Origin of the sequence: Microbacterium meiriae, assembly GCF_032364335.1 — a bacterium.
Taxonomy (GTDB): domain Bacteria; phylum Actinomycetota; class Actinomycetes; order Actinomycetales; family Microbacteriaceae; genus Microbacterium; species Microbacterium meiriae.
Window position 1 is genome coordinate 1,848,581 of record NZ_CP133984.1, and the last position, 14,921, is coordinate 1,863,501.

A 14,921-nucleotide genomic window follows, 5' to 3' on the forward strand; every position below is an offset into this window, starting at 1 on the left:
CTTGCGTGAGGGGGCGCGCCGAGGCGCAGATGCGGGGGTCAGTTCTCGCCCGGCTCGGTCAGCCGAGCCTCCTGCGCGCGATATGCGTCGCTGAGGATCGCGGCGAGGCCGTTGAGGCGGGCGTCGACGTCGGTCAGGATGTCATGGCCCCGCGGGTCCTTGTTCATGAAGTGAGCCGCGACGAAGCCGCCGATCACGCCGATCAGGAACCACAGCACGTTCTTCATGTCGTCATCCTTGCCCTAGAGCCGCGAAGGCGCGGTCTCTCCATCGTAGGCGGAAACGACAGGAGGCGTCGGGAACCCCGACGCCTCCTGCCTTATGCTCTTCCGCTGGATCAGCGAGCCGCGTAGTACTCGACGACGAGCTGCACTTCACAGGTCACGGGGACCTCGGCGCGCTTCGGACGACGGACCAGGCGGGCCTGGAGCTTGTCGAGCTCGACCTCGAGGTAACCCGGAACGGCGGGCAGGACCTCGGCGTGACCGCCGGCGGCTGCCACCTGGAAGGGCTCGAGGCCCTCGCTCTTGGGCTTGACGTGGATGAGCTGACCCGGCTTCACGCGGAACGACGGGCGGTCGACGAGCTGGCCGTCGACGAGGATGTGACGGTGCACGACGAGCTGGCGAGCCTGCGCCGTGGTGCGGGCGAAGCCCGAACGGACCACGAGCGCGTCGAGACGCATCTCGAGGAGCTCGACGAGGTTCTCACCGGTCAGACCGTCCTGGCGACGGGCCTCGTTGAACGCGATACGCAGCTGCTTCTCGCGGATGCCGTACTGCTCGCGCAGACGCTGCTTCTCACGCAGACGGACGGCGTAGTCGCTGTCGGCCTTGCGCTTCGTGCGGCCGTGCTCGCCCGGAGCGTAGGGACGCTTCTCGAGGTAGCGGGCGGCCTTGGGGGTGAGTGCCACGCCGAGGGCGCGGCTGAGACGCACCTTGCGGCGGTCCTGGGACTTCGTGACCACGAAGTTATCCTTCCGATGACGTGGACGTGGATTTCACGTCCGACGGACGTATCACCGCGTTCTTCCTCGGGGCGCACGCCGGGGTGCCGTCGAGGTGGGGTGTGAACGAGGAGATGCCCGAAAACACGGTTTCGAGCCGCTCAAGTCTAACAGACGACGGCAGACACCCGAGGCCCGCGGATCACCGGTCGCCGAGGATCCGGCGGATGCGCTCCAGCCGTGCACTGATGTCGCGCTCCGCGCCCAGGTTCTTCGGCTCGTAGTAGTGGCGTCCGTCGAGCTCGTCCGGCAGGTACTGCTGCGGCACGATCCCGAACTCGCTGTCGTGCGCGTAGCGATAGCCGCGGCCGTGGCCCAGGCGCTTGGCCCCCGGGTAGTGGGCGTCGCGGAGGTGCAGCGGCACGCGCCCGAACCCTCCGGCGCGGATGTCGGCGATGGCCGCGTCGATGCCGACATACGCCGCGTTCGATTTCGCGGTCGTGGCCAGGTACACGGTGGCCTCCGCGAGCGGGATGCGTCCCTCCGGCATCCCGATGAAGGCCACGGCGTCGGCGGCGGCCACGGCGATGCCGAGCGCCTGGGGGTCGGCGAGCCCGACGTCCTCGGACGCGGAGATGACGAGCCGCCGGGCGATGAACCGTGGGTCCTCCCCCGCCTCGATCATGCGGGCGAGGTAGTGCAGCGCGGCGTCCGGGTCGGAGCCGCGGATCGACTTGATGAAGGCGCTGATGACGTCATAGTGCTCGTCGCCCTGCCGGTCGTAGCGGAGCAGAGCCTTGTCGACGGCCTGCGCCACATCGTCGGCGGAGACCTCGGGGACCGTCGACTCCTGGTCCTCGCCCTCGTCGTCGGCCGTCGCCGCGTGCGAGAGCGCCACCGCGGCGGCGGCCTCCAGTCCCGTGAGGGCGCGACGGGCGTCCCCCGACGCGAGGCGGATGAGGGCCGACCGCGCCTCGTCGGTGAGCGCGACCGCGCCTCCGAGTCCGCGGGCGTCCGACACCGCCCGATCCACGAGCACGCCGATGTCGTCATCGGTGAGCGGCTGCAGCGTGAGCAGCAGCGACCGGGACAGCAGAGGCGAGATCACAGAGAACGAGGGGTTCTCCGTGGTGGCGGCGATGAGGATGACCCAGCCGTTCTCCACGCCGGGCAGCAGGGCGTCCTGCTGGGCCTTGGTGAAGCGGTGGATCTCGTCGAGGAAGAGGATCGTCGTCTGCCCGTAGAGGTCGCGCTGCGTGATCGCCTCCTGCATGACCTCCCGCACGTCCTTCACGCCGGCGGTGATGGCCGAGAGCTCGACGAACCGGCGGCCGGAGGACCGGGCGATGGCCTGGGCGAGCGTGGTCTTCCCGGTGCCGGGCGGGCCCCAGAGGATGATCGACACCGCACCGGGCGAGCTGGCCTCCGGATCGGCGAGGGCGACGATGGGCGACCCGGCCCGCAGCAGGTGGCGCTGTCCCGCGACCTCGTCCAGCGACACCGGACGCATGCGCACGGCGAGCGGTGTCTGCCCGGAGAGCAGGGCGGAGGGAGAGGACATTCCTCCAGGCTAACGGCGGCCGGGGACACGAGGCGAGGCCGGCGCCCCGGTAGGCTCTCAGGCGACGTCGTGGACCGGCGTCGGACGGGAGAAGCAGGGCATGGCCGCACGCGGTTCCAAGAAGGCGCAGACACGCACCGAGGCGGAGCGCGCTCGGCTGCACACCGCTCGCACCCGCTGGCACCAGGACCAGATCCGCCGACGTACCCGCGACAACGCCATCGCGATCACCGTCGGCGCCCTCATCGTCGTGGGAGCGATCGTCAGCCAGGTCGTGCATGCGCAGGTGACCGCTCCGGAACCGACGCCGTCGCCCTCGCCTACCTCGTCGATCGAACCGTCCCCGGCGCCGATCGATACCCCGACGGAGGCTCCGACCACACCCGCCACTCCTCCGGAGTGAACCGATCCGGCGGGATCAGTCGTCGAGCACCGCGAGTCGATAGCCCCGCTTGACCACGGTCTGCACGAGGTCGACGTCGCCGAGGGCCTCGCGGAGCCGCGCCACAGCGACCTCGACGGCTCGAGGACTCCGCCGCCCGCCGGGGAGCACCTGCCCGATCTCCGTCCGGCTGAGCACCCGCCCGTCGGCCACGAACAGCGCTTCCATGACGCTCACGGCTCCGCGGGAGAGCGGGACGAACACGCCGTCGATGAGAATGCCCCCGCTGCGTACCGCCACGTCGCCGACGTCCGTCCGCCGTTCGCGCCCCGCGCGGGCGAAGTGATCGATGACCGTGCGGACGAGGTCTTCCGCCGTCGGCCCGCACGCTGTGGACGCGGCCAGTCCGAGCTCCGCCAGTTGAGCCGTCGCTGTGGGGTCGGCGGTCGCCAGGAGCAACCGCGAAGCCCGCGCGCGAGCGCGCACCGCATCGAGCATGCCGAGGCGCTCGAAGATCGCCAGGAGGCCTGGCACACCTTCGGCGGCGGGGAACAGCACAGCGTCGACCTGGCCGGTCGCGATGCGGTGCGCCGTTCGCTTCGTGCCGGCGGGGATCGCCTGATCGTCCCGCAGCGACACGATTCGCACGACCTCCGACCCGCTGCCGGTGAGCGCGTGCAGGAGCGCGTCTGCATCGACGGGCTCGGGTCGCACCGGCCGTGCCACCTCGGCGACCGCGATGCGGGAACCCACGAGTGCCGGGGCCACGCGGGTGGGCGCGCTCATCTCGCCCCCTCTGCGGACCGCATTCCCGCCGCCGTCCCTGTGCCGCTGCGGTCCAAGTCTCGACGCCGGCGGGTTCCCCCGTCCGCGGGTCCGACCAGCGGCGTCATCGGGTGGCGCCCGCCGGCTTCCGGCTCCGAGGTCCGGATCACCGCGCCTGCGGCTCGGAGGCCCGCCAGCACTCGCGGGAGGTCGCCGCGCCGGATCCCCCCGACGGTGATCGTCCCCTCGCCGACACCGACCGTGGCGTCGTGACGCTGGGCCAGGCGGCCGATCACGAGGAGGAGCGCAGCGTCGATCTCCCTCCCGACCTCGACCTCGACGTCGACGACGGAAGCGGCGGCCGAACCGCGGAGGCGGACGCCCGGTCGGCGGTCGGGGATGTCGGCAGGGGCGGGGTCACGCTGCAGCAGCGCAACCGCCAGACGGCGGAGGCAGGGCCCGCAGTCACGGCTCTCCCCCGCTGCGGCCAGGGCATCGGCGAACGTCCGGATCCCCCGGCGATCCAGCTCGACACTCAGCGCGTCCAGCGGGAGCGTCAGGAGACCGTGGCCGCATTCGTCCGCGCGGTCGTCGGACGCCGCCGAAGCCAGAAGCACGCGAACCTCCGCGCGCCGATCGGTGTCATCGCGCGAGAACCGCGCCAGCCATGCCTCACCCTGTTCGCCGATCGTCGTCGTGCCGTACACCTGACGCGCATCTGCGGCGAGCAGGATCTCTCCGAAACGGCGTCCGTCGAGGGCGGACAGCGGGACGGCGAAGGCCGACCCACGGACGTCGTCGATCCGCAGGACGGCGAGGTCGATGCCACCGGGCCGTCCGTACCAGCGCCGCGGTCCTCGGTCCGTGAGCGGAGCACCGCACAGGGCGGCGACCGCACGGTCCGCGGAGGAGCATGCGGCTTCGACGCCCCGCTCGAGCTGGCCGACTCCCACCGCGACGTCCCCGATGGCGAGGATCCGCTCGTCCTCTGTCTGTCCGGCGGCATCCACGATCACGCCTCCGCCCTGGCGCACCGGGAGACCGGCGTTGCGCAAGAGTTCGTCTCTGGCCCGTGCACCGGTCGTCACGACGAGGTCCGCCCGGGCGAAGGCCCCGTCCTGGAACTCGACCGCGGTGACGGCACCGGCCTCGTCGGGATCGACGCGCGTCAGCCGCGTCCGGGTCCGCACGGTGATCCCGCGTGCCTCCACGACCCGCCGCAGCGCCGCCGCAGCCGGCGCCGACAGCACGGAGGGAAGCAGCCGATCCGCGGTGGCGACGAGGGTCGTCTGCACTCCGGCCTCGTCCAGAGCGAGCGCAACGTCGACCCCGGACTCGTCTCCGCCGACCACCACCGCTCGGAGGGCACGTGGCAGCTCCGTCCTGCGGATGGCCAGGAACGCGCGCAGGGTCTGTGCGTCTTCCATTGCGCGGAAGGTGAAGGCCCCACGAGCGCGGATGCCTGGCACCTCGAGCGGGCGGGCGTGGGTCCCGGTCGCCAGGACGAGCGCGTCGTAGTCGTACCAGCGGCGCGAACGGGTCCGCACGCGGCGTCCCGCCCTGTCGATACGCAGCACCCGGTCGTCGTCGATCAACCGCACCCGATCGTCGCGGAACGGCGCCCGGTCGAGATCGATGCCCGATGCCGAGTCGCCCGCGACCACCCGCGCCAGCCCGGAGCGGTCATAGGGCAGCCGCCCCTCGTCTCCGAACACCGTGATCCGCACGTCCCGTTCCGGATCCTCCAGCATCCGCGCGACGAAGCGGTGCGCCGCAACGCCCGCCCCCACGACGACGATCTCCGCTGTGCGCGCTGCGTTGTCGTCCATGGAACTCCTGTCGACCTGGGGACTGTCGTGGTCGCGACGATAGGAGCGCCGTGTTACCCGGAGATGACGCGGAGTGTTTCCTGCGTCGAACGTTCTGCTCACGAAACGGTAACGTCCCACTTCGTCGAGACCCCGGGTCGCCGTCGAGACCCCGCCTCGTTCGCGCACGAAGCACGGGGTCTCGGCGGGAAGACGGGGTCTCGCGGATCGAAGAGGGCGTACTAGGCTGAGCCTCGTCCTTTCCGCCTCCCGCGGCGTGACCGCGCAAGGAGAATCACCGTGTCTGCCAACGAGCCCGCGAAGCCGACCCCGCCCGTTCCCACCCCGCCCGCCGTGCCGCTGCCGCGAAAGGCACCGACACCGGCCGCCGTCGCGCCGGCCGCGGCGAAGCCGACCCCGGTCTCCTCCGCCGGCGAATGGGGCCGGGTCTCCGAAGACGGCACTGTCGAGGTGCGCGAGGGCGAGTCCTGGCGCGTCGTCGGTCAGTACCCGGACGGCACTCCCGACGAGGCCCTGGCCTACTTCGTCCGCAAGTACGACGACATCGCCTTCAAGGTCGTCGCCCTCGAGCAGCGTCACCAGGCCGGCGGCGCCTCGGCGAGCGACCTGTCCAAGCAGGCCGCCCACCTCATCGACGAAGCTACGGATGCCGCGGCCGTCGGCGACCTCGCCGGCCTCCGCGACCGCCTCACCGCACTGACCGCGTCGCTGTCCGAGGCCACCGCTCAGGAGGCGCAGCAGGCGAAGGAGCTCGTCGAGCAGGCCGTCGCCGAGCGCACCGCCCTTGTCGAGCGTGCCGAAGCCATCGCCGCCCGCGACCTGAGCAAGGTCCAGTGGAAGCAGGTGACCGCCGAGCTCAACGAGCTGTTCGAGTCCTGGCAGGCGCAGCAGCAGAACGGTCCGCGCCTGTCGAAGGGCGTCTCGCAGCAGCTCTGGAAGCGGTTCCGCGATGCCAGGGCCGTCGTCGACAAGCACCGCCGGGCGTTCTACTCCGAGCTCGACGATGCGCACAAGGCGGCGCGCGACGCGAAGTCCCGCCTGGTCGAGCGCGCCGAGGCCCTGGCCCCGCGCGGGGTCGACGGCATCCCCGCCTACCGCTCGCTCCTGGACGAGTGGAAGACGGCCGGTCGCGCCGGACGCAAGGCCGACGACGCCCTGTGGGCACGGTTCAAGGCCGCCGGAGACGCTCTCTACGCCGCCCGTGCCGAGCAGGCCGCTGCGGAGGAGGCCGACTCGGCTCCGAAGATCGAGGCCCGGCAGGCGCTGCTCGAGCAGGCGAAGGCGGTCGCCGACGAGCCGAACATCAAGCGCGCCCGCGCCCTGCTCACGCGTATCCAGCGCGAGTGGGACGAGGTCGGACGCATCTTCCCGCGCGACAAGGAGCGCGCACTCGACGACAAGCTCCGCGTCATCGAGCAGGCACTCAAGGCGCGCGAGGACGTCGACTGGAAGAAGAACAACCCCGAGACCAAGGCGCGGGCGAACGACATGAGCTCGCAGCTCCACGAGGCCATCGAGAAGCTCGAGGCCGAACTGGCCGCCGCCGAGAAGGCCGGGGACAGCAAGGCCGCCAAGGAGGCAGCGGACGCCCTCGAGGCCCGTCGCGCCTGGCTCAACGCCCTCGGCGGCTAAGCTCTCCACAGGTTCACTGATCTCCGCATGAGCGGGGTGCATCACGCCACACTGGCGGCATGCACCCCGCTCTGCTGTATCTGCCCGGCGCGCGCCTGAGCGTGGGCGAGCTCAGCGCCGCCCGGCTCGACGGCCATGTCGTCGAGGTCGGTGACGCCTACATCCCGGCTGATCTGCCGGAGTCCCCCGATGTACGGGCGCACAGCATCGCCGCGCTCGTCCAGGAGGGCGCAGCGGCCTGCGGGCCCAGTGCCGCCTGGATCCACGGCGCCCGCGATGCCCCGCCGTCGATCCACCACGTGCGACGCTGCGTGGAGCGCCGGGTGCGCCCGCGGGTGCAGACCCGAGTGTCCTTCCACGACACCCTGGTCCCCGCGGCGGACGTGCTCTGCCTCGGCGGGGTCCTCGTGACATCGCCGGTGCGCACGATGGGCGACCTCGCCACGGCGCTGCACCGCGATCCCCGTGTGCTCCCGTGGATGCAGGCCCTCGCCCAGGTCGACCCGACCGCGCTCGACGGCGCCATCGCCGACCTCCGGGCCCGGCACCGAGTGCCCGGCAGCGTCAGTGGTGTCGCGGCGCTGGAGCGGCTCGTCAGGAGGACGTGACGCGGTACACGTCGTAGACCGCGTCGATCCGGCGCACCGCGTTCAGGACGCGGTCCAGGTGCACGGCGTCACCCATCTCGAACACGAACCGACTGAGTGCCAGGCGCTCATCCGTCGTCGACACGGTCGCCGACAGGATGTTCACGTGATGCTCGCTGAGCACCCGCGTGACGTCCGAGAGGAGGCCGGAGCGGTCCAGGGCCTCCACCTGGATCTGCACACGGAACACGCTCTTCTTCGTCGGCGCCCAAGAGACCTCGACGAAGCGGTCCTGCTCGCCGCTGAGAGCCTTCACGTTCACGCAGTCCGCCCGGTGCACGGAGACACCGCTCCCCCGGGTCACGAAGCCGACGATGGGATCACCGGGCACCGGAGTGCAGCACTTCGCGAGCTTGACGAGGATGTCGTTCGCGCCGCGCACCAGCACACCGGAGTCGCCGCCCCGCGACTCTCGCGTCTGGACGCTTCCGGGAAGGTCGATCGCCCCGGTGGTCGGCTCGTCGGTGGCGACGAGCGCGGTGACCTTCTCCAGCACCGACTGGGTCGAGACGTGCCCCTCGCCGACCGCGGCGTAGAGACCCGAGACGTCCTCGTAGTGCATCTGGTGAGCGACCTCGGTGAACGAGTCCTGGCTCATCAGACGCTGCAGCGGGAGGTTCTGCCGGCGCATCGCGCGGGCGATCGCCTCCTTGCCCTGCTCGATGGCCTCTTCGCGGCGCTCCTTGGTGAACCAGCCGCGGATCTTGTTCCTGGCACGGGTGCTCTTGACGAACCCGAGCCAGTCCTGGCTCGGCCCCGCGTCCGGATTCTTGGAGGTGAAGACCTCCACGACGTCGCCGCTCTTCAGCTCCGACTCCAGAGGCACCAGGCGTCCGTTGACCTTGGCGCCCATGGTGCGGTGCCCGATCTCGGTGTGCACGGCGTAGGCGAAGTCCACCGGGGTGGCGCCGGCCGGGAGACCGATCACGCGCCCCTTCGGCGTGAAGACGTAGACCTCCTTGGCGCCGATCTCGAACCGCAGGGAGTCGAGGAACTCCCCGGGGTCTGCGGTCTCGGCCTGCCAGTCGGAGATATGCGCGAGCCACGCCATGTCGGTGTCGGAGGCGCGGACCTCGGCCTTGCCCCCGCCGTTCATCCGCTCCTTGTACATCCAGTGCGCGGCGACGCCGTACTCCGCCTGGTGGTGCATCTCGTGCGTGCGGATCTGGATCTCGACCGTGCGACCGGCCGGGCCGATCACGGTCGTGTGCAGCGACTGGTAGAGGTTGAACTTCGGGGTGGCGATGTAGTCCTTGAACCGGCCGGGCAGCGGCGTCCAGCGAGCGTGGATCGCCCCGAGCACCGCGTAGCAGTCGCGCACGGACGAGACGAGGACACGGATCCCGATCAGGTCGTAGATGTCGTCGAACTCGCGACCGCGGATGACCATCTTCTGGTACACCGAGTACAGCTGCTTGGGCCGGCCGACGACCTTGCCGCGGATACGCAGGTCGCGGAGGTCTTCGTCGATCTCCTCGATGACCTGGCTCAGGTACTTCTCGCGCTGCGGGGTGCGCTGGGCGATGAGGCTGTGGATCTCGTTGTAGATCTTCGGGTGGAGGACCGCGAAGGACAGGTCTTCGAGCTCCGACTTGATCGCCTGGATGCCGAGGCGATTGGCCAGCGGAGCGTAGATCTCCAGCGTCTCCTTGGCCTTCTTCGCCGCCTTCTCCGGCGGGACGAAGCCCCAGGTGCGGGCGTTGTGGAGCCGGTCGGCGAGCTTGATGAGCAGGACCCGGATGTCCTTCGACATCGCGACGATCATCTTGCGGACGGTCTCGGCCTGCGCGCTCTCGCCGTACTTGACCTTGTCGAGCTTGGTGACGCCGTCGACGAGCATCGCGACCTCGTCGCCGAACTCGGCGGTCAGATCGGTGAGCGCGTAACCGGTGTCCTCGACCGTGTCGTGCAGCAGAGCGGCGGCGATCGCGCGCGGTCCGAGACCGAGCTCCGCGAGGATCTGCGCGACGGCGAGCGGGTGCGTGATGTACGGCTCACCGCTCTGCCGCTTCTGACCCTCGTGCTTCTCCTTCGCCACGGCATAGGCGCGGGAGATGACAGCGAAGTCGCCCTTCGGGTGGTTGGCCCTGACGGTGCGGATCAGATTGTCGAGATCGTTGATCCGGGACGCGCGCGAGAAGATGCGGGGCACCAGCCGTCGCAGACTCGAACCCTGCGATGCCGTCTGCGGCTCCGCCATCCACTCACCTCCGAATCAGACAATCCTACGCGCGCTGAGCGGGGGTCGGCCCCGCGGCGGGGGCGTCAGGCGTCGACAGCCGCTTTGGTCCGTGCGGCACGGATGCGGGCGTCGCGCTCCTTGATCTGCGGCTCGTTCTCACGGAAGAGCGAGTACAGCGGCGCCGCCACGAACAGGGTCGAGTAGGTCGCCACGAGGATGCCCACGAAGATCGACAGCGAGATGTCGGTCAGCGTCTCAGCACCGAGCCAGAAGGCGCCGATGAAGAGGATCGCGCCGACCGGCAGCGCAGCCACCACGGAGGTGTTGATCGACCGGATGAGGGTCTGGTTCACCGCGAGGTTGACCGACTCCCCGAACAGCCGCGACGTCTTCTCCCCGTCCTCCGTGGTGTTCTCCCTGATCTTGTCGAACACGACGGTGGTGTCGTACAGGGAGTACGCGAGGATCGTCAGGAAGCCGATGACGGCCGCCGGCGAGATCTCGAATCCAGCGAGGGCGTACACGCCGACCGTGATCACGAGCACGTCGAGCAGACCGATGATCGCGGCCGCCGACATCTTCCACGTGCGGAAGTAGATGGCGAGGATGAGGAAGGTCAGCGCGAGGAAGATCGCCAGGCCCCACAGCGACTGCCGGGTGACGCTCTCGCCCCAGGCCGGGCCGATGAACGAGGAGGCGACCGCATCGGGCTCGACGCCGTAGGCGTCGGCGAGGGCGCCCGCCACCTGCTGTGTCTCCGCCTCCGTCATCTGATCGGTCTGCACCCGGACGTCCTGGTCGTTGACGATGACGACCTTGGTGGCGGCGCCGGGAACCACCGACTGCACCGCTTCGGTCGCGGTGTCCTGATCCGTGGTGTCGGGCGCGGCGACCGTGAACTGCGAGCCGCCGGTGAACTCGATCGAGAACTGGATCGGGCGGAACAGCGGCACGAGGGCCGAGCCGACGACCAGAGCGATCGCGATGATGAACCAGAGGCGGCGGCGGCCGACGAACGGGAAGGAGGTCTTGCCCGTGTAGAGGTTGTTGCCGAACTCATTCATGGAAGGCATCAGTTGTCTCCCTCTCTTCCGGCCGTGGTCTGTCTCTCGGCGGCGAGGGCCTCCGCCCGCTTGCGCTCGGCGATGGTCTGCCGGCGGTCCGCCTCTCCGCGCGAGCGCGCGTTCTTCGCCCCGCGCCCCGCGGACGCCGTGGCGACCTCGCGGTACTGCGAGCGGCTCCGGTACACGGCACCCAGGGCCTCGGGGTCGAGGCCGGAGAGCTTGTGCCCGCCGCCGAAGAACCGCGTACGAGCGAGCAGCTGCATGACCGGGTGGGTGAAGATGACGAAGATCAGCACGTCGATGACCGTCGTGAGGCCGAGGGTGAACGCGAAGCCCTTCACCGTCGAGTCGGCGAGGATGTACAGCACCACGGCGGCCAGGACGTTGATGGACTTGGAGATGTAGATCGTCCGTTTCGCCCGACCCCAGCCGTCCTCGACGGCACCGGTGATGGACTTGCCGTCGCGCAGTTCGTCTCGGATGCGCTCGAAGTAGACGATGAAGGAGTCCGCGGTGAAGCCGATCGACACGATCAGGCCGGCGACGCCGGCGAGCGACAGCCGGAAGCCGATCCGCCACGCCAGGATGCAGATGACGATGTACGTGAGCACCGCCATCACCGCGATCGACGCGATGATCACCGTCCCGAGTGCGCGGTAGGACAGCAGCGAGTACACCGCCACGAGCGCGAGACCGATGAGGCCCGCGATCAAACCGATCTGGAGCTGCTGGGTGCCGAGGGTCGCGGAGATCGTGTCCGAGCTCTGCACCTCGAAGCTGAGCGGAAGGGCTCCGAACTTGAGCTGGTCGGCCAGGGTCGTCGCGCTCTCCTGCGTGAAGCTGCCCGAGATGCTGGGACGGCCGTCGAGGATGACGCCGTTCATGCGCGGTGCGCTGATGACCTCGCCGTCGAGCACGAATGCGAACTGGTCGCGCGGCGACAGTCCGTCGATGCGGTTCTGGTTGAGGCGGGTGCTGACCTGGCCGAAGGCGTCCGCGCCCTCGCCGTTCATGGTGAGCTGCACGATCCAGGCACCGGAGCGCGGGTCGCGTCCCGCGGTGGCGTCGGTGATCGCGCGGCCGTCCAGCTCAGCCGGGCCCAGGATGAACTTGGCCGTGTCATCGGGCGAGCAGGCGATCACCGGCTCGTCCTTCGGGGCCTTCGACGGGTCGTTGGCGGGGTTGGCGCAGTCGTACGCCTGGAACTCCGCCGCGAGCTTGTCGGTGACCCACGAGAGGTCGCTGGCGTCCGTGGGCTCCGCGGTGGGCTCCGCGTTCAACGACGGATCCGGGCTCGGGTACGGCGTGGAGTTGCCGTCCTCGCCGACGAACTCGGTGCTCGCCGCCGTGGTGTAGAGCACCGGACGGAACTCGAGCTGGGCGCTGGACTGGATGCGCTGCCGCGTCTCCTCGTCAGCCTCACCGGGGATCTGGACGACGATGTTGCGCCCGCCCTCGGTGGTGATGTCGGCCTCGGCGACGCCGGAGGCGTCGACACGCTGACGGATGATCGCCGCGGCCTGATCGAGCTGCTCCTGCGTCGGCGCGGCTCCGTCCTCGGTCTCGGCGCTCAGGACGATCTGGGTGCCGCCCTGCAGATCGAGCGCGAGCTCGGGTGTCCACGAGCTCTGCTTGAAGACGTACACACCCAGCGCGTTGATGCCGAAGAGCACGCCCGTCACGAGGAGCAGGCCGAGGAGGACCCGCCAGGCGTGGCGGACGGGAGAGGATGAAGCCACGTGTGTTCAGCTTTCTGGAAGGACGGTGATCCGGGAGGCCGTGACGGCCCGCGTGCTACTTGTCGTCGGCGTCCCGCTCGAGGCGGGCGCGGGTCTCCTCCGGCGTCTCCAGCGCGGGAGCGGCGGTCTCGTCGACGATGTGGTCGTCCGCGCCGGCGACAGGCGCGTCGACGATGGCGTCCTTGGGCTCCACGACACGGAGGATGGCCTGGCTGTGCACCTCGATGACGGTGCCGGGCGCGATCTCCACGAGGGCCGGGGAATCGAGGTCTTCGGCGTCGTACGCGACGATGGTGCCGTAGATGCCGCCCTGCAGCAGGACCTTGGCGCCGGGCACCGTCTTGGTCGCCTTCTCCTCCTGCTCGGCCTTCATCTGCCGGGTGCGCTTGCGCGTGTTGAAGATCATGAAGATCAGCAGGACGGCGAGGAGTCCGAAGAGGACAAATTCCATGGGCATGGGGATGGCGCCTTTCTCAGGTGCACGCACCAGCCTTTGGGCGCACAGCGGTATCGGGGAAGTCTTCAGCGATTATAGGTCATCCAACTTCAGCATCCCGTCCGGGTGCGCCACACCGAGGTGGTCGTAGGCCTCCGGCGTCGCGACCCGCCCTCGGGGCGTCCTGCCCAGGAAGCCGATCCGGACGAGATAGGGCTCGACCACGCTCTCGACGGTCTCCGGCTCCTCTCCCACCGCCACCGCGAGCGTGCTCAGGCCGACCGGTCCGCCGCGGAACCGACGCACCAGGGCCTCCAGCACCGCGCGGTCAAGACGGTCCAGTCCGATCGCGTCCACGTCGTAGAGGTCGAGGGCCGCCCGCACGCCGCTGAGCGTCGCCTCGCCGCCACCGTGCACGAGCGCATAGTCGCGCACGCGGCGCAGCAGCCGGTTCGCGATGCGCGGGGTCCCGCGAGAGCGTCGCGCGATCTCGGAGAGCGAATCCGTCGGGAGGTCGACGCCGAGCACCGCAGCGGAACGGCCGATCACCCGCTCCAGTTCCCCCTCGTCGTAGAACTCGAGGTGCCCGGTGAAACCGAACCGATCCCGGAGCGGATTGGGCAGCAGCCCGGACCGCGTGGTCGCGCCGACCAGCGTGAACGGCGACAGCTCCAGCGGGATGCTGGTCGCCCCCGCGCCCTTCCCGACCATGATGTCGATCCGGTAGTCCTCCATGGCGAGGTACAGCATCTCCTCCGCCGACCGGGCCATGCGATGGATCTCGTCGATGAAGAGGACCTCGCCGGGCACGAGGCTCGACAGCAGCGCCGCCAGATCCCCGGCGTGCTGGATCGCAGGCCCGCTGGACATGCGCAGCGGACGCTCGCTCTCGTGCGCCACGATCATCGCCAGCGTCGTCTTGCCGAGTCCGGGAGGGCCGGCGAGCAGGATGTGGTCCGCAGGGCGCGATTGGATGCGGGCCGCCTCCAGGAGGAGCTGCAGCTGTCCCCGCACCTTCTGCTGCCCCACGAACTCGTCGAGGCTCGAGGGGCGGAGGGCGCCCTCGATGGCGAGTTCGGACTCGTCCGTCGGCTCGGTCGGATCGAGGGCGTCAGCCACGGCCCTGGCCTGCCTGCGCGGGTCCGAGCAGCGCGAGCGTACGCCGCAGGAGGAGGGCGACCGACGCGCGCTCGGTGTCCGTCGCATCCGTCGCCGTCTGGGTCGCCGCCTCGGCTGCGACCTTCTCCGACCAGCCGAGCCCGACGAGCGCCACCGTCACCTGGGTGACGACGTCCCCGACTCCGGCCGCCGCAGGAGCCGACGGCGCAGCCACGGGCTGCACCTTGCCGGCGAGCTGCACGACGATCAGCTTGGCCGTCTTCGGGCCAATGCCGGAGACCCGACGGAACGGCGCGTCGTCCTCCGCGGTCACCGCCTCGGCGATCTGGTCGGCGGTGAGATGCGACAGCACGCCGAGCGCCGACTTGGGACCGACCCCGGTGACGCTGAGCAGCAGGCTGAAGATCTCCAGCTCTCCGCGGTCGGCGAACCCGAACAGAGACAGCGAGTCCTCCCGCACGATCAGGCTCGTGTGCAGCAGGAGCTTCTCCCCCACCGTCGCGGTGTGGGCGACATCGGCCGGGACCGCGACCGCGAAGCCCACGCCGCCGACGTCGATGATGACCTGGTCCGGCGTCGTGTGTAGCACGGTGCCGTGCAGAGAGGAGATCATCCTCTC

General features: G+C 70.1%; 14 protein-coding genes. 3 read left to right on the top strand and 11 right to left on the bottom strand.

All coding sequences use genetic code 11. The annotated features are described in order from the left end of the window. Nucleotides 1-38: 38 nt before the first annotated feature. From RI211_RS08865 to RI211_RS08875, 3 genes are all read right to left on the bottom strand, one after another. The gene (locus RI211_RS08865) at nt 39-227 is read right to left on the bottom strand and encodes a hypothetical protein (protein ID WP_315637763.1); all 189 of its coding nucleotides are present in this window, start codon (nt 225-227) and stop codon (nt 39-41) included. Between the two features lie 110 nt (nt 228-337). After that, entirely contained in the window at nt 338-967 is a 630-nt protein-coding gene (rpsD, locus tag RI211_RS08870) for a 30S ribosomal protein S4 (protein WP_187661514.1), read from the bottom strand. A 181-nt stretch (nt 968-1,148) separates the two neighbouring features. Next, nucleotides 1,149-2,507: a replication-associated recombination protein A gene (locus tag RI211_RS08875; RefSeq protein WP_315637762.1), complete on the bottom strand. Its 1,359-nt coding sequence runs from the start codon at nt 2,505-2,507 to the stop codon at nt 1,149-1,151. A 100-nt stretch (nt 2,508-2,607) separates the two neighbouring features. Here RI211_RS08875 and RI211_RS08880 point away from each other — a divergent pair, with 100 nt between their 5' ends. Further along, a complete protein-coding gene (locus tag RI211_RS08880) occupies nt 2,608-2,910 on the top strand; it encodes a hypothetical protein (protein WP_315637761.1) in 303 nt (100 codons plus the stop codon). Between the two features lie 15 nt (nt 2,911-2,925). On the opposite strand, the gene RI211_RS08885 is transcribed toward RI211_RS08880, so the two are convergent. Beyond that, on the bottom strand, nt 2,926-3,675 hold the full coding sequence (locus RI211_RS08885; protein WP_315637760.1) for a winged helix-turn-helix domain-containing protein: 750 nt from the start codon (nt 3,673-3,675) through the stop codon (nt 2,926-2,928). Next, complete coding sequence (locus RI211_RS08890) at nt 3,672-5,483, bottom strand: NAD(P)/FAD-dependent oxidoreductase (protein WP_315637759.1); 1,812 nt, start codon at nt 5,481-5,483, stop codon at nt 3,672-3,674. Before RI211_RS08890 ends, RI211_RS08885 begins: the two co-directional genes overlap by 4 nt. 279 nt (nt 5,484-5,762) lie before the next feature. On the opposite strand from RI211_RS08890, the gene RI211_RS08895 reads away from it, so the two are divergent. Next, the gene (locus tag RI211_RS08895; RefSeq protein WP_259954513.1) at nt 5,763-7,115 is read left to right on the top strand and encodes a DUF349 domain-containing protein; all 1,353 of its coding nucleotides are present in this window, start codon (nt 5,763-5,765) and stop codon (nt 7,113-7,115) included. A 59-nt stretch (nt 7,116-7,174) separates the two neighbouring features. Further along, nucleotides 7,175-7,723, top strand: coding sequence for a type IV toxin-antitoxin system AbiEi family antitoxin (locus RI211_RS08900; RefSeq protein WP_315637758.1), 549 nt, complete (start codon nt 7,175-7,177; stop codon nt 7,721-7,723). On the opposite strand, the gene RI211_RS08905 is transcribed toward RI211_RS08900, so the two are convergent. The 6 genes from RI211_RS08905 to ruvA form a co-directional block, all read right to left on the bottom strand. Beyond that, nucleotides 7,710-9,962 (bottom strand): RelA/SpoT family protein, encoded by a 2,253-nt coding sequence (locus tag RI211_RS08905; RefSeq protein ID WP_187661521.1) that lies wholly within the window; start codon nt 9,960-9,962, stop codon nt 7,710-7,712. The genes RI211_RS08900 and RI211_RS08905 overlap by 14 nt on opposite strands. 65 nt (nt 9,963-10,027) lie before the next feature. Further along, a complete protein-coding gene (gene secF / locus RI211_RS08910) occupies nt 10,028-11,017 on the bottom strand; it encodes a protein translocase subunit SecF (RefSeq protein WP_187661522.1) in 990 nt (329 codons plus the stop codon). Further along, nucleotides 11,017-12,747, bottom strand: a complete 1,731-nt coding sequence (gene secD / locus RI211_RS08915) for a protein translocase subunit SecD (protein ID WP_315637757.1) — start codon at nt 12,745-12,747, stop codon at nt 11,017-11,019. The genes secF and secD overlap by 1 nt, the downstream gene beginning before the upstream one ends. 55 nt (nt 12,748-12,802) lie before the next feature. Beyond that, entirely contained in the window at nt 12,803-13,204 is a 402-nt protein-coding gene (locus RI211_RS08920; RefSeq protein WP_315637756.1) for a preprotein translocase subunit YajC, read from the bottom strand. A gap of 72 nt (nt 13,205-13,276) precedes the next feature. After that, nucleotides 13,277-14,302, bottom strand: a complete 1,026-nt coding sequence (ruvB, locus tag RI211_RS08925; protein ID WP_259954516.1) for a Holliday junction branch migration DNA helicase RuvB — start codon at nt 14,300-14,302, stop codon at nt 13,277-13,279. After that, on the bottom strand, nt 14,295-14,915 hold the full coding sequence (gene ruvA / locus RI211_RS08930; RefSeq protein WP_315637755.1) for a Holliday junction branch migration protein RuvA: 621 nt from the start codon (nt 14,913-14,915) through the stop codon (nt 14,295-14,297). Before ruvA ends, ruvB begins: the two co-directional genes overlap by 8 nt. Nucleotides 14,916-14,921: the final 6 nt, after the last annotated feature.